General features: G+C 54.5%; 20 protein-coding genes and 6 tRNA genes. 13 read left to right on the plus strand and 13 right to left on the minus strand.

Features of this window, described 5'->3' with window-relative positions; all coding sequences use genetic code 11:
* Positions 1–44: 44 nt before the first annotated feature.
* The 3 genes from AC0TN7_RS10045 to AC0TN7_RS10055 form a co-directional block, all read right to left on the minus strand.
* Positions 45–2,234, minus strand: a complete 2,190-nt coding sequence (locus AC0TN7_RS10045) for a sensor domain-containing phosphodiesterase (RefSeq protein ID WP_463727078.1) — start codon at positions 2,232–2,234, stop codon at positions 45–47.
* 215 nt (positions 2,235–2,449) lie between these two features.
* Positions 2,450–2,525: transfer RNA gene (locus AC0TN7_RS10050), tRNA-Ala, on the minus strand.
* Positions 2,526–2,566: 41 nt separating this feature from the next.
* A tRNA-Ala gene (locus AC0TN7_RS10055) sits at positions 2,567–2,642 on the minus strand.
* A gap of 217 nt (positions 2,643–2,859) precedes the next feature.
* On the opposite strand from AC0TN7_RS10055, the gene AC0TN7_RS10060 reads away from it, so the two are divergent.
* Both AC0TN7_RS10060 and AC0TN7_RS10065 read left to right on the plus strand, forming a co-directional pair.
* The gene (locus tag AC0TN7_RS10060) at positions 2,860–3,222 is read left to right on the plus strand and encodes a YfeC-like transcriptional regulator (RefSeq protein ID WP_048992413.1); all 363 of its coding nucleotides are present in this window, start codon (positions 2,860–2,862) and stop codon (positions 3,220–3,222) included.
* Position 3,223: 1 nt separating this feature from the next.
* Positions 3,224–3,616 carry a YfeC-like transcriptional regulator gene (locus AC0TN7_RS10065; RefSeq protein ID WP_032645222.1) on the plus strand — a complete coding sequence of 131 codons (393 nt, stop codon included), beginning with the start codon at positions 3,224–3,226 and terminating at the stop codon, positions 3,614–3,616.
* A 38-nt stretch (positions 3,617–3,654) separates the two neighbouring features.
* On the opposite strand, the gene gltX is transcribed toward AC0TN7_RS10065, so the two are convergent.
* A complete protein-coding gene (gene gltX, locus AC0TN7_RS10070) occupies positions 3,655–5,070 on the minus strand; it encodes a glutamate--tRNA ligase (RefSeq protein ID WP_024907621.1) in 1,416 nt (471 codons plus the stop codon).
* A gap of 258 nt (positions 5,071–5,328) precedes the next feature.
* On the opposite strand from gltX, the gene AC0TN7_RS10075 reads away from it, so the two are divergent.
* The 4 genes from AC0TN7_RS10075 (at position 5,329) to AC0TN7_RS10090 (ending at position 5,706) form a co-directional block, all read left to right on the plus strand.
* Positions 5,329–5,404 (plus strand) — tRNA-Val (locus AC0TN7_RS10075).
* A 41-nt stretch (positions 5,405–5,445) separates the two neighbouring features.
* Positions 5,446–5,521: transfer RNA gene (locus tag AC0TN7_RS10080), tRNA-Val, on the plus strand.
* A gap of 29 nt (positions 5,522–5,550) precedes the next feature.
* A tRNA-Val gene (locus tag AC0TN7_RS10085) sits at positions 5,551–5,626 on the plus strand.
* 4 nt (positions 5,627–5,630) lie between these two features.
* A tRNA-Lys gene (locus AC0TN7_RS10090) sits at positions 5,631–5,706 on the plus strand.
* Positions 5,707–5,749: 43 nt separating this feature from the next.
* Here the strand turns inward: AC0TN7_RS10090 and AC0TN7_RS10095 are convergent.
* From AC0TN7_RS10095 to xapA, 3 genes are all read right to left on the minus strand, one after another.
* The gene (locus AC0TN7_RS10095; RefSeq protein WP_463727077.1) at positions 5,750–6,634 is read right to left on the minus strand and encodes a LysR family transcriptional regulator; all 885 of its coding nucleotides are present in this window, start codon (positions 6,632–6,634) and stop codon (positions 5,750–5,752) included.
* A gap of 67 nt (positions 6,635–6,701) precedes the next feature.
* Positions 6,702–7,958, minus strand: coding sequence for a nucleoside permease (locus AC0TN7_RS10100; protein ID WP_267217630.1), 1,257 nt, complete (start codon positions 7,956–7,958; stop codon positions 6,702–6,704).
* A gap of 51 nt (positions 7,959–8,009) precedes the next feature.
* On the minus strand, positions 8,010–8,834 hold the full coding sequence (xapA, locus tag AC0TN7_RS10105; protein WP_032646692.1) for a xanthosine phosphorylase: 825 nt from the start codon (positions 8,832–8,834) through the stop codon (positions 8,010–8,012).
* A gap of 207 nt (positions 8,835–9,041) precedes the next feature.
* On the opposite strand from xapA, the gene AC0TN7_RS10110 reads away from it, so the two are divergent.
* Positions 9,042–9,380 (plus strand): FlxA-like family protein, encoded by a 339-nt coding sequence (locus AC0TN7_RS10110; protein ID WP_032659298.1) that lies wholly within the window; start codon positions 9,042–9,044, stop codon positions 9,378–9,380.
* On the opposite strand, the gene AC0TN7_RS10115 is transcribed toward AC0TN7_RS10110, so the two are convergent.
* Positions 9,377–10,312 carry a LysR family transcriptional regulator gene (locus AC0TN7_RS10115; protein WP_024907616.1) on the minus strand — a complete coding sequence of 312 codons (936 nt, stop codon included), beginning with the start codon at positions 10,310–10,312 and terminating at the stop codon, positions 9,377–9,379. The two genes, AC0TN7_RS10110 and AC0TN7_RS10115, sit on opposite strands and share 4 nt — an antisense overlap.
* Positions 10,313–10,401: 89 nt before the next feature.
* On the opposite strand from AC0TN7_RS10115, the gene AC0TN7_RS10120 reads away from it, so the two are divergent.
* Entirely contained in the window at positions 10,402–11,397 is a 996-nt protein-coding gene (locus tag AC0TN7_RS10120) for a bile acid:sodium symporter family protein (RefSeq protein ID WP_370883423.1), read from the plus strand.
* On the opposite strand, the gene AC0TN7_RS10125 is transcribed toward AC0TN7_RS10120, so the two are convergent.
* The 3 genes from AC0TN7_RS10125 to zipA all read right to left on the minus strand — a co-directional run bounded on the left by AC0TN7_RS10125 (position 11,394) and on the right by zipA (position 14,673).
* Positions 11,394–11,609: a DUF3820 family protein gene (locus tag AC0TN7_RS10125; RefSeq protein WP_003861328.1), complete on the minus strand. Its 216-nt coding sequence runs from the start codon at positions 11,607–11,609 to the stop codon at positions 11,394–11,396. The genes AC0TN7_RS10120 and AC0TN7_RS10125 overlap by 4 nt on opposite strands.
* A gap of 1 nt (position 11,610) precedes the next feature.
* Positions 11,611–13,626, minus strand: a complete 2,016-nt coding sequence (gene ligA, locus AC0TN7_RS10130) for an NAD-dependent DNA ligase LigA (protein ID WP_463727076.1) — start codon at positions 13,624–13,626, stop codon at positions 11,611–11,613.
* Positions 13,627–13,695: 69 nt separating this feature from the next.
* Positions 13,696–14,673 (minus strand): cell division protein ZipA, encoded by a 978-nt coding sequence (zipA, locus tag AC0TN7_RS10135; RefSeq protein WP_032646698.1) that lies wholly within the window; start codon positions 14,671–14,673, stop codon positions 13,696–13,698.
* 230 nt (positions 14,674–14,903) lie between these two features.
* On the opposite strand from zipA, the gene cysZ reads away from it, so the two are divergent.
* The 5 genes from cysZ (at position 14,904) to crr (ending at position 19,697) form a co-directional block, all read left to right on the plus strand.
* On the plus strand, positions 14,904–15,665 hold the full coding sequence (gene cysZ / locus AC0TN7_RS10140) for a sulfate transporter CysZ (RefSeq protein ID WP_407858846.1): 762 nt from the start codon (positions 14,904–14,906) through the stop codon (positions 15,663–15,665).
* Positions 15,666–15,828: 163 nt separating this feature from the next.
* Complete coding sequence (gene cysK, locus AC0TN7_RS10145) at positions 15,829–16,800, plus strand: cysteine synthase A (protein WP_014884739.1); 972 nt, start codon at positions 15,829–15,831, stop codon at positions 16,798–16,800.
* 317 nt (positions 16,801–17,117) lie between these two features.
* Positions 17,118–17,375 carry a phosphocarrier protein Hpr gene (gene ptsH / locus AC0TN7_RS10150; RefSeq protein WP_000487600.1) on the plus strand — a complete coding sequence of 86 codons (258 nt, stop codon included), beginning with the start codon at positions 17,118–17,120 and terminating at the stop codon, positions 17,373–17,375.
* 44 nt (positions 17,376–17,419) lie between these two features.
* Positions 17,420–19,147: a phosphoenolpyruvate-protein phosphotransferase PtsI gene (gene ptsI / locus AC0TN7_RS10155; RefSeq protein WP_032646702.1), complete on the plus strand. Its 1,728-nt coding sequence runs from the start codon at positions 17,420–17,422 to the stop codon at positions 19,145–19,147.
* A 40-nt stretch (positions 19,148–19,187) separates the two neighbouring features.
* The gene (crr, locus tag AC0TN7_RS10160; RefSeq protein WP_003861316.1) at positions 19,188–19,697 is read left to right on the plus strand and encodes a PTS glucose transporter subunit IIA; all 510 of its coding nucleotides are present in this window, start codon (positions 19,188–19,190) and stop codon (positions 19,695–19,697) included.
* Positions 19,698–19,741: 44 nt separating this feature from the next.
* Here the strand turns inward: crr and pdxK are convergent, their stop codons facing one another.
* Complete coding sequence (gene pdxK, locus AC0TN7_RS10165) at positions 19,742–20,578, minus strand: pyridoxine/pyridoxal/pyridoxamine kinase (protein WP_090420067.1); 837 nt, start codon at positions 20,576–20,578, stop codon at positions 19,742–19,744.
* A gap of 5 nt (positions 20,579–20,583) precedes the next feature.
* Complete coding sequence (gene cysM, locus AC0TN7_RS10170) at positions 20,584–21,495, minus strand: cysteine synthase CysM (RefSeq protein WP_061714682.1); 912 nt, start codon at positions 21,493–21,495, stop codon at positions 20,584–20,586.
* Positions 21,496–21,572: the final 77 nt, after the last annotated feature.

Raw genomic sequence — 21,572 nt, forward strand, 5'->3', positions numbered from 1 at the left:
GTTTACCGTTAAACAAAAAACCGGGAGCCTGGCTCCCGGTTTTTTTATGCCCACAACTCTTCCAGCGGTTTGGGTTTACCTATCAGGTAGCCCTGCAGGTAATCCACGCCGAAGCGAAGCAGCATCTCCCGCTGCTCGGGTGTTTCTACATATTCCGCAACAACGCACAGCGATTTCGTCTTTGCCAGATTACACATCGACTGGACGATCATCGCATCCATATCGTCGGTACAAATGTCTTTAACAAAACAGCCGTCAATTTTAATGATATCTGCCTGCAGGCGTCTGAGACGCTCGTAGTTGGCGTAGCCAGTACCAAAATCATCAATGGCAATCCGGAAACCGTAATCCCGCAGCTGCTGAATATTGTGGATGCTGCAGCCAGAGTTTGAGAAGGCCTGCTCTTCGGTGATCTCAATCACGACGGCCTGCGGCGCAACGCCGTAGCGTTCAAAGAGCGCGCAAATCTCGTTCGCCACCTCTTTTTGCATCAGCGTGAGCGGCATCAGATTGACGGAAAAACGGGCGCCAGCCTGCGTTGCAGGGTGATCGCGCAGCCACACCAGTAATTTTTCCATGACGCACATATCAAACCGATGGCTGAGGTTGAACTGGGCAATCAGCGGAATAAAGCGGTCAGGGGTGAAGATCTCGCCCTCGCTCTCCATACGCGCCAGGATTTCGTAATACCCGCTCCCGTCCGCCTTCTGGATCGGTTGCGCGTATAAATGGAACTGCCCCGCCTCAAGGGCATGCTTAATTCGCGCCAGCATCAGGACACGCTCTGTCGTTTGGCCTGATGCCGCCTCAAGGCTATTCGTGAGCGCGAGAACGTTTTGCTCTCCGCAGGCCTGCTCTGCCAGCCAGCTCAGCTGTCCCAGCGTGTGATGCAGCTTTTCGCCGTTTTCGACCATTCCCCAGGACGCGCCAAATTCAATATCCAGCCCGGTGTTGTTCCAGAAAATCTTACGGCTGTTCAGCCGATCGACCATGTGCTGGAGACGCTCGGCGGTTCCCGGCCCCAGTAATACCAGCACCAGTTCGCTTCCCGGAAGCTGGAAGAGCGTCTCATCTTTCTGCAAAAGCGGCTGTAGCGACGTGGCGATCGTACGTTTGCAGTGGACCCGCATGATAATCCCGTAGTGGCGGCTCAAAAACTCCAGGTTATCCATACGCAGAATGCACACTTTGGCATCCGGATGAATCTCAAGGTAATCCTCCAGCGCACGAATATTAGGCAAACCGGTCAGCGGATCGGTCAGCGCCCTGCCCTGCCAGCCCCGTTTCAGCCACTCGCTGCGCTGGTAAATTCGTGACATGTAAAGCAGACAGATAGCAAAAGAGATAAGCACGGACAGGATAAAAGAGAGCGAATGGCCCGATTCCACCCCGTTAAGGAAGTTGTAGTTGTAGGTCAACAGCAGGAGCGCGGATGCAGCCCACAGCAGAGAGATAAGCGCATAGGTCAGGCGGCTTATCGCTAAGGTAAAAAGAATAAAAATCAGCGGCATCAAATAGCCCGCAATGACCGGTGATTCAAAAGGACCACATAAAATGACGAGAATGAAGCCTAAAAGCGTCAGCCAGACAAAAATAAATAATAGATTCTTGTGATAAAACACGGGCTTCACGCTTCGCCGCCAGAAGGTCATGGCATAACGAGGATTAATTATCATTCTTAGTGGGTAATAGAACATCATGGTAAAAATCAATGCCGCACATATCAGGCTTTGTATATCCACAACGTTATAAATTACCGTTCCTTCGCCGAAAAAGGTGGAAATAGTCACCGGAAAATCAAACAAATAGCCTGCCATATACATCGACAGTTTAATACCTAATGGTACAATAAAACCGAGCCAGAATATACGTAGCCCGATGTGCTTGTTAGGGATGCTGTGACGCCAGCGCTTGCCCAGCATGAGGCGTAGCAGGCCGCACGCCGCGAACAGCGCAAAGGTCTGACAGAACAGTAAAACTGAATATTGTAGCGGTGCTAAATTAACATAAAATAAATTAGTGACAGTAAAACCTAACACAATGGGAAGAATTGCCCTGCGCCCAAATAGCAGAATTACTGCCAGCATCACGCTTAGCGGTAGCCATGCTAAATAAACGTCGTGACCATTAACCATTGCGCGGGGGGAGAGATAACGGGAGACAGGTACCGCAATCAGACAAAGTGTCAGGGCAATTATAAATATCTTTACATTATTGTACGTTTTTCTATTCATTAAGCTGATGAGTATATTATCCGTTCGAATCATTGACCGGGTGGATAATAGGTTTATTAATTGCACGAATCAAGTTCAAGTCTATTTATAGACTGCTTTATTGATGTCGATTGAGGTGAGGTACAAGAATACCTTCTTTTTGATAACAAAATACGGGAGAGGGTGTTACAAACAGATAAAAAAAACCCTCGTCATATGACGAGGGTTTACAATTTTGGTGGAGCTAAGCGGGATCGAACCGCTGACCTCTTGCATGCCATGCAAGCGCTCTCCCAGCTGAGCTATAGCCCCACATGTTTCTTTACTAACCGCACTCTGTTGGGTTCAGAGTTTGGTGGAGCTAAGCGGGATCGAACCGCTGACCTCTTGCATGCCATGCAAGCGCTCTCCCAGCTGAGCTATAGCCCCATCGTAAAGCTGTCATGTTGACGGGCGGCATAATATGAATTCCGCTGCGGAGTGTCAACGGCAAAATCAATTCAAGCCATTCAATCGCCGAAAAATCATGCAAATTAATCACTTTGCGAGCCTGCTCGCAGTCAGGAGTTAAGCCTGTCACGTTTTCACGTAAAACGGTGCTATAAAATGAGCCGTTAATTAACCCCATAGATATTCAGGAAATTGCATGATCAAGGAACGAATGACGCCAGAAGAGTTAGCCCTCCTCACTGGCTATAGCCGCCAGACCATCAATAAATGGGTACGCAAAGAGGGTTGGATTACATCACCAAAGCCAGGCGTCCAGGGCGGGAAAGCGCGCCTGGTGCATGTGAACGAAAAAGTCCGTGACTTTATCCGCAGCGCACGTCGGGCAAGTGAAACGTCCGAACTGCCAGAAGGCACCAGCCATGACGGTTCGCTTCACACCCTACTCCTGACGCTGGCCAATGAAATGACGCCGGAAGAGCAGAAGCAGATGACATCGCTGTTAATGCGGGAAGGGATTACCGGATTGTTGCAACGTTTAGGGATTCGCGATCAGAACTGATATGAAAAAATTACGTAGCAAAATGACCACGGAAGAGCTGGCGGAGTGTTTAGGCGTTGCCAGACAAACGGTTAATCGCTGGATACGCCAGCAGGGGTGGAAAACGGAAGGACTCAACGGCGTAAAGGGGGGTCGGGCTCGGCTCATTCATGTTGATGCGCGCGTGAAGGAACATATTATAAGCCTCCCGGCGATCCGTAACCGTCAGGCGGTTTACCATCTCGCGGAGGCCACGTCTGCCTATAATGGACCCTCTTCAAACCTGTCTCCGGGCATTATTGAGACGCTGGAGAGTATGACTCCGTCAGAGCAGAAGCGTCTGGACGCTTTATTGAAACGCGAGGGTATACACGGTTTTCTTACACGTCTGGGTATCGCGGAAAAAGAGGCATAAAAAACCGGCAGGTTACCCTGCCGTTTTTGTAGACGTGATTACTGCTGATTTTCACGTTCAGCGATGAAGTCCAGCGCCTTGTTAATGCGCGCCACGCTGCGTGATTTGCCGATGGCATGAACCGTTACGTCCAGCGCCGGAGACTGACCCGCACCGGTCACCGCGACGCGCAGTGGCATACCGACTTTACCCATGCCGACTTCCAGCTCGTCCGCCGTCGCCTGAATGGCGTGATGCACATTCTCAGCGGTCCACTCGGTGAGGGCAGCCAGCTTGTCACGCACCACTTCCAGCGGCTGACGCGCAACCGGACGGAGGTGTTTCTTCGCGGCGTCCGCGTCGAACGCATCAAACTCTTCATAGAAGTAGCGGCAGCTTTCGGCAATCTCTTTCAGGGTTTTGCAGCGCTCGCCGAGCAGTTTCACCAGATCCGCCAGCTCAGGGCCAGTGCGAGTATCAATATTTGCCTGCTCAATGTGCCACTGCAGATACGTCGCCACATATTCTGGCGGCATGGTATTGATGTAGTGATGGTTCAGCCACAGGAGCTTGTCGGTATTAAATGCGCTCGCTGATTTGCTCACAGAGCTCAGAGAGAACAGTTCGATCATCTCTTCGCGGCTGAAGATCTCCTGATCACCGTGGGCCCAACCCAGGCGCACCAGATAGTTCAGCAGCGCTTCCGGCAGATAACCGTCGTCACGATACTGCATGACGCTCACCGCACCGTGACGTTTAGACAGTTTTTTGCCGTCATCACCGTTGATCATGGAGACGTGCGCATAAACAGGCACCGGCGCGTTCAGCGCCTTCAGGATGTTGATCTGACGTGGCGTGTTGTTGATGTGGTCTTCACCGCGCACAACGTGGGTAATTTCCATATCCCAGTCGTCAACCACAACACAGAAGTTGTAGGTTGGGGAACCATCGGTGCGACGGATGATCAGATCGTCCAGCTCCTGGTTGCTGAATTCGATCGGGCCACGGATCTGGTCGTCAAAGATCACCGAGCCATCCTGCGGGTTAGCAAAACGCACGACGCAAGGCTCATCAGCAGCATGCTCGCTGTGGTCGTGGCGGCAGCGGCCGTCATAACGTGGCTTCTCACCGTTCGCCATCTGCTCTTCGCGCAGCGCATCCAGACGCTCTTTTGAGCAGTAGCACTTATACGCCGTGCCCGCGACCAGCATCTCATCAATGACGGCGTTATAGCGGTCAAAGCGTTTGGTCTGGAAATACGGGCCTTCGTCCCATTCCAGATTCAGCCAGTTCATCCCATCCATAATGGCTTCAATTGCTTCCGGCGTGGAGCGCTCAAGATCGGTGTCTTCAATACGCAGCACGAACTCACCTTTGTTGTGGCGTGCGAAAAGCCAGGAATAGAGAGCGGTACGTGCACCACCGACGTGCAGATAGCCTGTCGGGCTCGGCGCGAAGCGAGTTTTGATTTTCATGAAATGGCCTTACGTTATAAAGATGCCGGCAATCGGCAAATCCTGGGGAAAAAACGATGGGCAATATTCTATCACTGTGGGGGGAATCCTCAATGTTGATCCCTTTATCATGACCGGGTTTGCGATTTTTGTTTAGAAATCATGCGCCACAGCCCGTTTCGCGATCGTTTTGTTTAATTTTACGACGAACGAATAAAAACTTTAGAAAATGCGTTGACTCATTTTCAACTCTCCCTATAATGCGACTCCACACAGCGGGGGTGATTAGCTCAGTTGGTAGAGCATCTCCTTTACACGGAGGGGGTCGGCGGTTCGAGCCCGTCATCACCCACCATCTACTTCGGTAGACTCGCAGTGTAGATAAGAATTGAGATTGGGCGATTAGCTCAGTTGGTAGAGCATCTCCTTTACACGGAGGGGGTCGGCGGTTCGAGCCCGTCATCGCCCACCATTCTCACCTTATCGCAGCAGTTCCGAAATGGGCGATTAGCTCAGTTGGTAGAGCATCTCCTTTACACGGAGAGGGTCGGCGGTTCGAGCCCGTCATCGCCCACCATTTCGGGTCGTTAGCTCAGTTGGTAGAGCAGTTGACTTTTAATCAATTGGTCGCAGGTTCGAATCCTGCACGACCCACCAATGTAAAAAAGCGCCCTAAAGGCGCTTTTTTGCTATCTGCGATTTACATTGTTAACGTCGCAATCAATGTCTTCACCGCTGGCGTCGCCTGCTTCTCGTCATACACCACATATAAATCTGCCGGTATACGCTCTTTCAGCGGGCGGAATACCACGCCCGGCCACTGCATTTGCGCGTAACTGTCTGCGGCAAGCGTAATCCCCATGCCCATGCTGATCATCGCCAGTACCGTTTGCGGCTCAACGGCTTCACGCACGATCATCGGCGAAAACCCGGCCTGCTGGCAGACGCGATGTAAAAATGCCCAGTCAGAATGCGCTGAAGGCATCGTGACAAAATACTCGTCCTGCAACTCTGCGAGCGCAATCGATGATTCGCTCACCAGCCGGTGATCTTCCGGCATCGCCACCAGAAACGCGGCCTCGCGTAACCGTACGCTGGTAAACCCAGCGGTGGGCTCGGTTGCCATTCGCCAGATGCCCACATCCAGCTCCCGGCGCTCAAGCAGCGCCATCTGCATGACTGGGGATTTCTCGCGGAATACAACATCGACATTCGGGTGCGATTTCAAAAAAGCGCGCATCACCGTGCGCACCTCACTCCACATGGCGGTGCCCACAATCCCCAGCTCAATGCGCCCTGCTTCCCCCCGGCCAATTTGCTCGACGCGAGCCAGAGCCTGGTTTGCGCTGGCCAGCAGCCGTCGTGACTCTTCCATCAGCACTTTACCGGCATGCGTCAACGCGACGCTCCGCGAGTGGCGAATAAACAATAACGTGCCCAGCTGGCTTTCCAGCTCTTTAATATGGAGGCTTAACGGCGGCTGAGACATATTGAGACGGGCCGCAGCCCGTCCAAAATGCAGTTCCTCCGCCACGGCCAGAAAATAGCGCAGCAGCTTGAGATCGGTCCGATAGACGCGTTCCATCAAAACATATCCTGGCGATAACACTTATGCGCCTACCTTAAAGCCTTTCCGCGTCCGGAGGGGAAATTTAGTGTGCAACTGTGCGCATCCCGCTGTTTTTGCTGGTGTGGCGATAGTTAAAGCTGAAATAAAACACTACCGCGAGCGCCAGGGCATAGGCCGCAAATACCAGCCAGATCGTCTGCCAGTCCTTCACCCCGTCCACCGAGAAATAATCCACTGCCATACCGCTCAATACCGAACCGAAATACGCCCCGATACCGTTAACGGTCGTCATAAACAACCCTTGTGCGCTGGCGCGGATATCGGCGCTGACCTCCTGTTCAACAAATACCGAGCCGGAAATATTGAAGAAGTCGAACGCGCAGCCGTAGACAATCATTGAGAGCATGAGCAGCACGAAGCCCGTCGCGGACGGATCGCCAAAGGCGAATAGACCGAACCGCAGCATCCAGGCCACCATGCTCATCAGCATAACGGCTTTAATGCCAAAGCGTCCGAGGAAGTACGGAATGGTCAGAATGAAGAACACCTCAGACATTTGCGAAACGGAGAGCAGGATGGACGGATATTTAACGATAAAGCTATCGGCATACGCCGGATTACGCGCAAAATCATGCAGAAAGGGGCTGCCAAACGTGTTGGTTATCTGCAGCACGGCGCCCAGCAGCATCGCGAATAAAAAGAACACCGCCATGCGGGGCTGTTTAAACAGGATAAACGCATTGAGGCCCAGCTTGCTTGCCAGCGACTGAGAGGTTTTCGCCTGTGCAACTGGAATGGCTGGCAATGTCAGAGAATAGAGCGCCAGCAGCAGGGACGCGGCAGCCGCAATATAGAGCTGCACGTTGCTCAGCTCCGCCCCCATCAGGCTTATGGCCCACATCGCGGCAATAAAGCCCACGGTGCCATACACCCGTACTCGCGGAAAATGGCTCACCGTATCCAGCCCTGCCTGTTCAAGACATGAGTAAGAAATCGTATTCGACAGCGCAATCGTGGGCATGAAGGCCATCGCATTCACCAGCATGACCCAGAACATCAGGCCGGGCTCATTGACCTGTGCGGCATAGCAGAGCGCGACGGCACAGACGAGGTGGCAAATCACGTAAGCACGGTCTGCCCGCAGCCATTTGTCGGCAATAATTCCCACCAGCGAGGGCATAACAATCGCGGCAAGTCCTTTGGAGCTGTACACCATGCCCACGTCGGAGCCGGTAAAGTGTAGGGTGTTAATCATGTAAGCGCCGAGGGTTACCAGCCAGCTCCCCCAGATAAAATATTGCATAAAGGACATCAGCTTTAAGCGAGTCGTGATGTTCATAACCCATTCCTTATAGCAGTGTGGCCCTGGCGGGCCACTTTATTGTTTTACTCAGGCAATATGGCGAAGAAAACCGCAGATAAGATTGATAAAGTTCTGGCGGGAGAGCTCGGCGGCAGCGAGGGTTTGTTCATGCGAGAGTTTGACCTCCCCCAGCCCTTCGGCGAGATTGGTAATTGCAGAAACGGCCACGACCTTCAGGCCGCAGTGGCGCGCGGTAATCACTTCCGGCACCACGGACATCCCCACCACATCGCCGCCGATAATCTGCATCATGCGGATCTCGGCAGCCGTCTCAAAGTTCGGGCCGGGATAAGAGACAAACACCCCTTCATGCAGCGGGAAGCCTTCTTTCGTTGCCACGGTTTGCAGAACGGCACGGTAATCCGCGTCGTAAGCATTGGCCAGAGAGAAGAAACGATCGCCAAAGCGCTCATCGTTCAGCCCCACCATCGGCGTACCCGGCATGGTGTTGATATGGTCGCTCAGGGCAACCAGGCTTCCTGGCTGAACCTCCGGGCGCAGTGAGCCCGCCGCATTGGTGCTAAACAGCAGTTCGCACCCCAGCAGCGTAAAGGTGCGGATCGCATCGGTCATGATGGTCATCCCGCGCCCTTCATAGAAATGGCCGCGCCCCTTCATGCAGGCAACCGGCACCCCGGCCAGATGCCCGAGCACCAGCTCGCCGGCATGGCCATGCACGGTGCTCACCGGGAAGCCCGGCAGCTTTTCGTAGCTCAGGGAAACGGCGTCATCAATCTGGTCGGCAAGTGCGCCCAGGCCAGAGCCGAGAATAAACGCCACGCGAGGCGTGAAGTTCGGCTTAGCGGCGCGAATGATATCGGCGCAGTACCACGGGTTATTCGAGAGGGTCATAGAGGCTCCTTAAGGATGAAAATCGCGATAGCGGGGATCGCATGACTTACGTCTTATATCCGCAGCCTGCCGGTGACCTCCAATACACTTTCACCGCACCATCAATACTGATTGTGTATCGATGCAACTCCCTGCCAGATATGGCAGTTTTGCTCAAGCTAATCCCGTCGGTGCCGATACCTCTGTTTTATAACGCGAGGAAAAAGTATGACGACCATTCAGGCTTCAACCCAACAGATTCAAACCAGCGGCGCGAGTGGCACTTCGAGCAGTAACGATATCTCTGCGCAAATCACCCGCATTCTCGACAAGATCAAAAAGCTAACCCAGCAGTTAAAAGAGCTGGCGAACAGCCCCGTCAGCACGGATGAGAAGAAGAAGCAGCAGGAACTTATTCAGACCCAGATCAAAGTGCTGCAGGCGCAGCTCGCCGCACTGCAGCGCCAGCAGGCTGAAGAGGCCCAGAAGAAGCAGGATCAAAAGCTGGGCAAAGTTGAAGGGGTGAACAGCCCGTCAGACAATAATCAGATCGATATCTACATCTAATCTTCTGATGCGTTAAAGAGTGGGTCGCGTATGCGGGCTTCGGTTAATCGTTGTGCCTGGATACGCACCACTTCCCAGATAGCCTGCGCCGCCCCCGAGAGTGAACGATTTTTTCGCCGCACCAGCATCAGCTTTCGCTCGACAACGGGCGTTAATCGCTTGACGGCCAGCCGGCTTCCCTGCGGCAGGGGAAGCGCCAGGGCTGGCAACACGCTGATGCCAATCCCGGCTTCCACCATCGGAAACAGCGTCGCCGGGTGACCAATCTCCTGGACAATCGTTGCCTTTACGCCCTGATTCACCAGCGCGGAATCAATCAGCGGACGGCTGCCCGAGGCATAATCCTGTAAAACCAGGTTCGCGCCCTGCAGGGACTGCCAGCTGACTTCCGGCAATGTGGCCAGCGGATCGTCGTCACGACAGAGCAGCAAAAAGGGCTCCGAAAGTATGCTTTCGCACGCCAGATCGCTCACCTGACCGGGATCGATAACAATACCAAAATCCACATCTCCCTGACGGATGCTCTCCAGCACCCACTGTTGCGGCCTGTCATGCAGGACAAAATCAATGTCCGGGTAGCGATGACTGCCCTCGGCTATACACTGCGGAATAAGGTGCGCAGAGATCGTCTGGCTGGCCGCGACCCGCACGGTACCCGAAAGCTGCTGCCCCAGCCTCCCCACGTCTCTGAGCGTGCTGTTCAGCTCATCCAGCAGCCGCTCGAGGCGCAGGGCCAGCTGCTGACCTGCTTCGGTCAACACCACTTCGCGCGTGGTGCGGTCAAGCAACTTCACCCCGGTCTGATTCTCCAGCTCTTTCACGCTGTGGCTGACCGCCGACTGGCTCAGGCCAATCATCTCCCCTGCCCGGCTAAAACTACGAGCCTGCGCCACGGTGACAAAAACACGAAGCTGACGTAATGAATAATTCATCTATTTAATTCATGAATGGATGCAATAAATCAATTTTATTTCTCAAACGGAAGAAAGCACAATAGCGACATCTGTTTTCAGGAGAGATTATGAAACTTTTTCGTATCCTTGATCCGTTCACGCTTACCCTGGTGGTTACCGTTTTACTGGCCTCGTTTTTCCCGGCTCGCGGCGGTTTCGTCCCATTCTTTGAAGGCTTGACCACGGCGGCCATCGCCCTGCTGTTCTTTATGCACGGCGCCAAACTCTCCCGCGAAGCCATTATCGCAGGCGGCGGACACTGGCGACTGCATCTGTGGGTGATGTGTAGCACCTTTATTCTGTTCCCGATCCTCGGGGTGCTGTTTGCCTGGTGGGCACCGGTTAACGTCGACCCGGCGCTCTACACCGGCTTCCTGTATCTCTGTATTCTGCCGGCCACCGTGCAGTCCGCCATCGCTTTTACCTCGCTGGCAGGCGGCAACGTGGCGGCCGCGGTCTGCTCGGCATCCGCATCCAGCCTGTTAGGGATTTTCGTCTCTCCGCTGTTGGTGGGCCTCCTGATGAACATGCACGGGGCGGAAGGTAACCTGGAGCAGGTCGGAAGAATTTGTCTGCAGCTGTTGCTGCCGTTTGTCCTGGGACATCTCTCCCGTCCGTGGACCGGCGCATTTGTGGCGAAGCATAAAAAGTGGATCTCAAAAACCGACCAGACCTCGATTCTGCTGGTGGTTTACTCCGCCTTCAGCGAAGCAGTCGTGAACGGGATCTGGCACAAGGTGGGGGCAGGCTCGCTGCTGTTTATCGTGGTGGTCAGCATTGTCCTGCTGGCGATTGTAATAGCGGTAAACGTCTTTGTGGCACGCAAGTGCGGCTTCAACAAAGCGGATGAAATTACGATTGTGTTCTGCGGTTCGAAGAAGAGTCTGGCTAACGGTATCCCGATGGCCAACATTCTGTTCCCGACCTCGGTGATTGGAATGATGGTGCTGCCGCTGATGATTTTCCATCAGATCCAGCTGATGGTCTGCGCGGTGCTGGCGCGTCGCTACAAACGCCAGACCGAAAAGCTGGCGCAGGAAGAGACCCGCGCCGCGAAGGCTTAAGGGCGTTTCAGGGGCTGAACCAGCTGGGTCAGCCCCTCGGTTTTGATCAGTAACGTGATAGCCATCAGCTCACCCAGTCGCCCTGCCGGGAATTCATCCTTGCGGGCAAACCACAGCAGATACTCCTCCGGCAAATCGATCAGCCTGCGGCCCTTGTATTTACCGAACGGCATCTCGGTATTGGCGATCTCAACGAGCTGCTCTTTCTCCACGTTACTCTCCTAACAGACGCATCATTTCCGCTTCGTCGATAACCTCAATGCCGAGCTCCTGGGCTTTCGCCAGCTTAGAACCCGCCGCTTCCCCGGCGATCACCAGGTCGGTTTTCTTCGACACGCTGCCCGCCACTTTTGCCCCCAGCGCCACCAGACGCGCTTTTGCATCGTCGCGTGAAAGCTGGCTCAGGCTGCCGGTCAGCACCACCGTTTTACCGGCGAACGGGCTGTCGATCTCTTCGGCGTTGACCACTACCGGTGCTGGCCACCTGATGCCCTCTTCCAGCAGTTTGCCGATGACTTCGCGGTTGCTCTCTTCGGCGAAGAAGTTAAAGACGTGCGTGGCGACAACGATGCCGACATCCGGAACTTTCTGCAGCTCCTCGATGCTCGCCTTTTCCAGCGCCTCCAGCGTACCAAAGTATGCTGCCAGACCTGCTGCGGTTGCTTCACCCACTTCACGAATGCCCAGCGCGTACAGGAAGCGGGCGAAGGTGGTCTCTTTGGCGGCTTCCAGCGCGTTAACCACGTTCTGGGCTGACTTCGGCCCCATGCGGTCCAGACCAGTCAGTTTGCCCGCCGTCAGTTTGAAGAGATCCGCTGGCGTGTGGACATACTCTTTCTCAACCAGCTGATCGATAATTTTATCGCCCATGCCGTCGACGTCCATCGCCCGACGGGAGACGAAGTGCTTCAGTGACTCTTTACGCTGTGCGCCACAGATTAAGCCCCCCGTACAGCGCGTCACCGCTTCACCTTCCACACGCTCTACGTCAGATCCACACACCGGGCAATGGGTCGGGAAGACAATCTCGCGCGTTTCATCAGGACGTTCTGACTCCACAACGTTAACCACCTGCGGGATCACGTCCCCCGCGCGGCGAATCACCACTTTGTCACCAATGCGCAGGCCCAGGCGGTCGATTTCATCGGCGTTATGCAGCGTGGCGTTACTCACCAGCACGCCCGCAACCTGCACAGGCTCCAGACGGGCAACCGGGGTAATGGCGCCCGTACGGCCGACCTGGAACTCTACGTCGCGAACGAAGGTCATCTGCTCCTGAGCCGGGAACTTAAACGCCACCGCCCAGCGCGGCGCGCGCGCCACAAAGCCCAGCTGCTCCTGCAGCGCCAGTGAGTTCACCTTGATGACCACGCCATCAATATCAAACCCGAGCGTCGGACGGTCCTCTTCCACTTTGTGGTAGAACGCCAGTACCGCTTCCGGCGAGTCGCAGAGCTGAACGCGGTTGCTCACCGGCAGGCCCCACGCTTTAAACTGCAGCAGACGCCCGAGATGGGTATCCGGCAGCTCGCCGCCCTCCAGAATACCGACGCCGTAGCAGAAGAAAGTAAGCGGTCGCTTCGCGGTGATACGCGGGTCAAGCTGGCGCAGAGAGCCCGCCGCCGCATTACGCGGGTTAGCAAACACCTTCCCACCGGTGCGACGCGCCTCTTCGTTAATTTTCTCGAAGCCCGCCTGGGGCAGGAACACTTCGCCGCGCACTTCCAGACGCGCAGGAATGTTGTCGCCCTGCAGCTTCAGCGGGATCGCGCGGATGGTACGCACGTTGGTGGTGATGTCTTCACCCGTCGTGCCGTCGCCACGCGTCGCGGCGCGTACCAGCACGCCGTTTTCGTAGAGAAGGCTGACTGCCAGGCCATCCAGCTTCAGCTCGCAGCACCAGGTGAGGGAGTCGCTGCTTTTCAGGCGATCCTGCACGCGCTTGTTAAACGCGAGGAAGCTCTCTTCATCGAAGACGTTATCCAGCGACAGCATCGGCACTTCATGACGCACCTGGCTAAAAGCCCCCAGCGGCTCAGCGCCGACGCGCTGGGTGGGAGAATCTGGTGTGATGAGGTCAGGATGCTGCGCCTCTAATTCGCGCAGCTCGCGCATCAGGCGGTCATACTCCGCATCCGGAACTTCCGGTGCGTCCATAACATGATAGAGGTATTCATGATGGCGAAGCGTGGTTCGCAGTTCAGTGAGTTGTTGTTCGATTGAGTCCATATCGCACCATCAATGAGAAAAAACCCCCGACAGGCGGGGGTTGAGGAGGAGTTGAAGTCAACGCGGCGATTACGCGTTGGCTTCCTTAACTTCGCGGATGCGGTCCTGATACTCGCGCAGTTTCTGCGGGGTCATCATTCGACGCTGATCGTCGAGCACCACACCGCCGACTTCGTCAGCGATATGCTGGGCAGACTGCAGCATCAGCTTAAAGTTTTGCAGTTCGTCGCCGTAGGACGGCACCTGCATAAAGATAGTCACACCCGGGGTCACGAAATCACCGGTCATTTCCGGATCAAAGGTGCCAGGGTTAACCATGTTGGCCAGGCTGAACAGCGCCGGACCGCTACCGTCAGGACTCAGGTGGCGATGGAAAATGTTCATATCGCCAAACTTGAAGCCTGCCTGTTGAATACTATTAAGCAGTACGTCACCGTTAAGATGGCTACCGTGATGCGCGGCCACGTTCATAATGATCACCGCTTCTTTACGCTGCGGTTTTTCAACAACCGGCTCTGGCTCTACAACGGGCTCAGGCTCAACGTGCGGTGCCGGAGCGGGTTGAGGCGCAGGCTGGACATGAACAGGCTGCTGCGGTTGTTGTACCGGCTGAGCAGGCTGTTGTTGCACGGGCTGCTGCACCGGTTGCTGTTGAACCGGCTGGGCAGGCTGCTGATAGACAGGCTGTTGCGGCGGCTGGCGCACCGGCTCTTCCACAGGCTGCTGCGCTGGCTGGCGCGGCTGTGCGGAAGCATACGGCGGTTGATACTGGTGCTGCGAAGGACGAGGTGCTTCTTGCTCCCCATGGCCTGCGCCGGGCGCAGTATTGACCCGATGAACACGAACTTCACCCACGCCGTCGTCGTCGCTGCCGTCGATGTCATCTTCACTGTCATCGTCATCACGACTGGACTTCATGCGCTTCAGTGGGCGATCGCGAAACATCGAGGAACGCTCTTTACGGCTGGTCCAGAAACCATGTACCAGTAAAGCGATTATGGCGATCGCGCCAACAATGATTAATATCAGACGCAAATCCTGCATCATTATATTCTCTGTTGTTCTAACACCTTGCCACCACGGCAAACATTTACTCACTAAGAGTATTTGCCGTTTACGTCAAGTGCAAGTGTGTGCAGAGCATTCACAGCATAAAGATGAAGGAAATCGTGCTTTTTGCTGGTTTTTCGAACATTTCCGAACTGGTCATTGCTCCGTAAGTGGATAATATAGGCGGGCAATTCCACTGGTTGTGTAAAAAGGAGTACAGCCTGGCTATGGTTTCAACATCTTCTTCTCCCCCGCGCAGCGGCGTCTGGTATTTTTCTCAGGGCTGGAAACTGGTCTCCCTGCCGGGGATTCGACGCTTCGTCATTCTCCCACTGTTGATCAACATTATTCTGATGGGCGGCGCGTTCTGGTGGCTGTTCACCAAGCTGGAGAGCTGGATCCCGTCCATGATGAGCCATGTGCCGGACTGGCTGCAGTGGCTGAACTACCTGCTCTGGCCGGTGGCGGTGATTTCCGTGCTGCTGGTGTTTGGCTATTTCTTCTCGACGATTGCGAACTGGATAGCCGCACCGTTTAACGGTCTGCTGGCGGAACAGCTGGAAGCGCGGCTTACCGGCGCGACGCCGCCGGACACGGGCATATGGGGGATCATGAAAGACCTCCCTCGCATTATGAAGCGTGAATGGCAAAAGTTTGCCTGGTACCTGCCCCGCGCGGTTGTGCTGCTTATCCTCTATTTTGTGCCCGGCATTGGCCAGACGGTGGCACCCGTGCTGTGGTTCCTGTTCAGCGCCTGGATGCTGGCCATCCAGTACTGTGATTATCCGTTCGATAACCACAAGGTGCCATTTAAAACGATGCGCACCGCCCTGCGCAGCCAGAAGGTCGCCAATATGCAGTTTGGCGCGCTGACCAGCCTGTTCACCATGATTCCCTTCCTGAATCTGTTCATCATGCCCGTCGCCGTCTGCGGCGCGACGGCGATGTGGGTCGACTGCTACCGTGCTAAGCACGCGTTATGGAAATAATGCAAAAATGTGTAAAGCAGGGGTGGCTTATGCCGCCCCTTATTCCATACTGATCCCCATTATTTCCTTGCAGTATATAGATATGCGAATTCCTTACTTCCCCCTACCTGCTCAACAGGTATGCTGGGTCGGTATCCCAATTTCATACAGTTAAGGACAGGCCATGAGTAAGATTTATGAAGACAACTCGCTGACTATCGGTCATACGCCCCTGGTTCGACTGAACCGTATCGGTAATGGACGCATTCTGGCGAAGGTCGAATCACGTAACCCGAGCTTCAGCGTAAAATGCCGTATCGGTGCAAACATGATTTGGGATGCTGAAAAACGTGGCGTACTGAAGCCAGGCGTTGAGCTGGTGGAACCGACCAGCGGCAATACCGGTATCGCTCTGGCCTATGTGGCTGCCGCGCGCGGCTACAAGCTGACGCTGACCATGCCAGAAACCATGAGCATTGAGCGTCGTAAGCTGCTCAAAGCGCTGGGCGCGAACCTGGTGCTGACCGAAGGCGCGAAGGGCATGAAGGGCGCCATTCAGAAAGCCGAAGAGATTGTGGCCAGCGATCCGGCTAAATATCTCCTGCTGCAGCAGTTCAGCAACCCGGCTAACCCGGAAATTCACGAGAAGACCACCGGTCCGGAAATCTGGGAAGATACCGACGGCCAGGTTGACGTCTTTATCTCCGGCGTGGGTACCGGCGGTACGCTGACCGGCGTGTCGCGCTATATTAAAGGCACAAAGGGTAAAAAAGACCTGATCACCGTTGCCGTTGAGCCAACCGACTCACCGGTTATCACCCAGGCACTGGCGGGTGAAGAGCTCAAACCCGGCCCGCACAAAATTCAGGGTATTGGCGCAGGCTTCATTCCGGGCAACCTGGATCTGAAGCTGATCGATAAAGTGGTTACCATCACTAACGAAGAAGCCATCTCTACCGCGCGTCGCCTGATGGATGAAGAAGGCATTCTGGCGGGTATCTCTTCCGGTGCGGCCGTTGCGGCAGCGCTCAAGCTTCAGGAAGATGAAGCCTTTACCAACAAGAATATTGTGGTTATCCTTCCGTCCTCGGGTGAGCGTTACTTGAGCACCGCACTGTTTGCCGATCTGTTTACCGAAAAAGAGCTGCAACAGTAGTGCCAGCATGTTAATAACGCGTAAAAAAGCACCTTTTCAGGTGCTTTTTTGTGGCCTGCTTCAAACTTTTACCCCTCCTGGCATTGCTTCACCCCGAAGGGTCTGGTATTTAAACCAGCAATTATTTTGATGCGTGAAATTAATCGGCAAACGAAATAGCCTTGCTGAATCGATTTTATGATTTGGTTCAAGTCTTGCTTTCGCTGCATAATGTTTAATGACGATCGAAACGTCAGCGCTAACAATACAGGCTAAAGTTCAGTCGCCAGGCTAGACTTTAGTTCCACAACACTAAACCTATAAGTTGGGGAAATACAATGTTCCAGCAAGAAGTTACCATTACCGCTCCGAACGGTCTGCACACCCGCCCTGCTGCTCAGTTTGTTAAAGAAGCAAAAGGCTTCACTTCTGAAATCACTGTGACTTCCAACGGCAAAAGCGCGAGCGCAAAAAGCCTGTTCAAACTGCAGACTCTGGGCCTGACTCAGGGCACCGTTGTCACCATCTCTGCAGAAGGTGAAGACGAGCAGAAAGCAGTTGAGCATCTGGTTAAACTGATGGCTGAGCTCGAGTAAGTTTCCGGGTTCTTTTAAATATCAGTCACAAGTAAGGTAGGGTTATGATTTCAGGCATTTTAGCATCCCCGGGTATCGCTTTCGGCAAGGCACTGCTGCTGAAAGAAGACGAGATCGTCATCGACCGGAAAAAAATTTCTGCCGACAAGGTTGATCAGGAAGTTGAACGTTTTCTGAGCGGTCGTGCCAAGGCATCTGCGCAACTGGAAGCAATCAAAACTAAAGCTGGCGAAACTTTCGGTGAAGAAAAAGAAGCCATCTTCGAAGGGCACATCATGCTGCTCGAAGATGAGGAGCTGGAGCAGGAAATCATAGCCCTGATTAAAGATAAAGGCATGACGGCCGACGCGGCTGCGCATGAAGTTATCGAAGGTCAGGCAACTGCCCTGGAAGAACTGGATGATGAATACCTGAAAGAGCGTGCGGCTGACGTACGTGACATCGGTAAGCGCCTGCTGCGCAACATCCTGGGCCTGGCCATCATCGACCTGAGCGCGATTCAGGATGAAGTGATCCTGGTTGCCGCTGACCTCACCCCGTCTGAAACCGCACAGCTGAACCTGAAAAAGGTCCTCGGTTTCATCACCGACGCGGGTGGCCGTACCTCCCACACCTCTATCATGGCGCGTTCTCTGGAACTGCCTGCCATCGTGGGTACCGGTAGCGTCACCTCTCAGGTGAAAAATGGCGACTATCTGATTCTGGATGCCGTAAACAATCTGGTTTACGTCAACCCAACCAATGAAGAGATCGATAAACTGCGCGCGGTTCAGGAGCAGGTTGCGACTGAAAAAGCGGAACTCGCTAAGCTGAAAGACCTGCCAGCCATCACCCTGGACGGCCATCAGGTTGAAGTGTGCGCAAACATCGGTACCGTCCGCGACGTTGATGGCGCTGAGCGCAACGGTGCGGAAGGTGTCGGTCTCTATCGTACAGAATTCCTGTTCATGGATCGCGACGCGCTGCCAACGGAAGAAGAGCAGTTTGCTGCTTACAAAGCCGTGGCTGAAGCGTGTGGCTCTCAGGCGGTTATCGTCCGTACCATGGACATCGGTGGCGACAAAGAGCTGCCGTACATGAACTTCCCGAAAGAAGAGAACCCGTTCCTGGGCTGGCGTGCCGTGCGTATCGCGATGGATCGTAAAGAGATCCTGCGTGACCAGGTTCGTGCGATCCTGCGCGCCTCTGCTTTCGGTAAACTGCGCATCATGTTCCCGATGATCATCTCTGTTGAAGAAGTGCGTGCACTGAAGAAAGAGATCGAAATCTACAAACAGGAACTGCGTGACGAAGGTAAAGCGTTTGACGAGTCAATCGAGATCGGCGTGATGGTGGAAACACCGGCGGCGGCGACCATTGCGCGTCATTTAGCCAAAGAAGTTGATTTCTTTAGTATCGGTACCAATGATTTAACGCAGTACACCCTGGCAGTTGACCGTGGTAATGATATGATTTCACATCTCTACCAGCCAATGTCACCGTCCGTACTGAACTTGATCAAGCAAGTTATTGATGCTTCTCATGCAGAAGGTAAATGGACTGGCATGTGTGGTGAGCTTGCAGGCGACGAACGTGCTACACTTCTGTTGCTGGGTATGGGTCTGGACGAATTCTCTATGAGCGCCATTTCCATCCCGCGCATTAAGAAGATTATCCGTAACACGAACTTCGAAGATGCGAAGGTATTAGCAGAGCAGGCTCTTGCTCAACCGACAACGGACGAGTTAATGACGCTGGTTAACAAGTTCATTGAAGAAAAAACAATCTGCTAATCCACGAGATGCGGCCCAATTTACTGCTTAGGAGAAGATCATGGGTTTGTTCGATAAACTGAAATCTCTGGTTTCTGATGATAAAAAAGACTCCGGAACTATTGAGATTGTTGCTCCGCTCTCCGGCGAGATCGTCAACATCGAAGACGTGCCGGATGTAGTGTTTGCTGAGAAAATCGTTGGTGATGGCATCGCTATCAAACCAACTGGCAACAAAATGGTTGCTCCAGTTGACGGCACCATCGGTAAAATTTTTGAAACCAACCATGCGTTCTCTATCGAATCTGATAGCGGTATCGAACTGTTCGTTCACTTCGGTATCGACACCGTTGAACTGAAAGGCGAAGGCTTCAAACGTATCGCGGAAGAAGGCCAGCGTGTGAAAGTTGGCGACCCGGTGATTGAATTCGATCTGCCACTGCTGGAAGAAAAAGCCAAGTCTACCCTGACACCGGTTGTTATCTCCAACATGGACGAAATCAAAGAACTGATCAAACTGTCTGGCAGCGTCACCGTGGGTGAAACCCCGGTTATCCGCATCAAGAAGTAATTCTTGCCGCACAGAAAAATGGCGCCTTCGGGCGCCATTTTTGTTTATGCGGGAAGAATGAGCTCGTCGTAGCCTTTCGACTGGGTATAAAGCATCACGTCCGTCACCCGATCGCCGGCCATGCGAATGGCATCGGCAACGGTTTTCCCCTCAACAATGCCGCTCACCAGCTCTGAACAGAACAGGTCTCCCGTCCCTTTCAGATTGGTTTCTACCCGCGGATGCGCGCTGACGGTCACGCCTTCATTCGTCACCAGCACCACGTGGATGTTTTGCGGGTCGTCAGCGACCGGCGCGCTGGTGATCGCCACCCACTTCAGGCTGTCAGAGAGCAGTCCCTGTGCCGCCGCGATGGCGCTTTCCGGCGTACGGCACGGTTTGCCGCTTAACACTTCCAGTTCAAAGACGTTTGGCGTGATCCCCTGCGCCAGCGGCAGCAGGTGCTCCCGATACGCTTCGGGGATCTCGGGCTTCACGTACATTCCGCTGTCGATATCGCCGATAACCGGGTCGACCAGCACCAGCAGGTCGGGATGCTGCGCTTTGACCGCCTTCAGCCACTGCGCCAGCAGGACGATCTGGCTGGCATTTCCCATATAGCCGGTAGTGACCGCCTTAAGCTCGCGCAGGATCTCGCGCTCTTCCAGCGCCTTCAGGTAACCGCTGAACCACTCGTCGGGGATCACTCCACCATAAAATGTGTCGTAGTGCGGCGTGTTGCTAAACAGTACCGTCGGCACGGCGGTGACGTTCAGCCTGTGGGTTCGAATATTCGGTACCGCAATGCTGTTCCCCACGCTGCCGTAAACCACCTGCGACTGCACGGCGACAATATCGGTTTGCTGCGCCCGGGTATTATCCCGGAATAGAATCATCTCCATGACGCTTAAATCCCCGCCCCCTGCGAATAACTCTCTTCACCAAAGACGCCGGTAGACAGATAGCGATCGCCGCGATCGCAAATAATCGCCACCACCACCGCGCCCGGATTTGCCTTTGCTACCCGAATCGCACCCGCTACCGCGCCGCCCGAGCTGACGCCGCAGAAGATGCCTTCGCGCACGGCCAGCTCACGCATGGTATTTTCCGCCTCGCGCTGGTGAAGATCCAGCACCAGGTCCACAAGCTGCGCATTAAAGATGCCGGGCATATACTCCGCAGGCCAGCGGCGAATGCCCGGAATGCTGCTCCCCTCTTCCGGCTGCAGGCCGACAATGGTGACGGCTTTATCCTGCTCGCGCAGAAAGCGCGATACCCCGGTAATAGTGCCGGTGGTACCCATGCTGGAGACAAAATGGGTGATACGCCCGTCGGTTTGCTGCCAGATTTCCGGGCCGGTGGTGGTGTAGTGCGCGTACGGGTTGTCCGGGTTATTAAACTGATCGAGCAGTTTACCTTCGCCGCGCTCGGCCATTTCTAACGCCAGGTCGCGCGCGCCTTCCATCCCCTGCTCTTTGGTCACCAGAATCAGCTCGGCTCCGTAGGCACGCATCGCGGCGCGGCGCTCCTGGCTCATGTTGTCCGGCATCAGCAGCTTCATGCGATAGCCTTTCAGCGCCGCAATCATCGCCAGCGCGATACCGGTGTTGCCGCTGGTGGCTTCAATCAGCACGTCGCCCGGCTTAATCTCGCCGCGCTTTTCGGCCTGGACAATCATCGACAGCGCCGCGCGGTCTTTCACCGACCCCGCCGGGTTATTGCCTTCGAGTTTGACCCAGATTTCGCTGCCGTTGTCTGGCCCCATGCGCTGAAGCTTGACCAGAGGCGTGTTGCCGATGGTGTTTTCGAGTGTATTCACGTTTTTTACTCAATAAAAAAGCCGGGCGCGCGCAGCGATCCCGGCCTACAAGACGCAGTGATAACTGTAGGCCCGGT

Source organism: Enterobacter sp. PL_is511 (assembly GCF_055816065.1).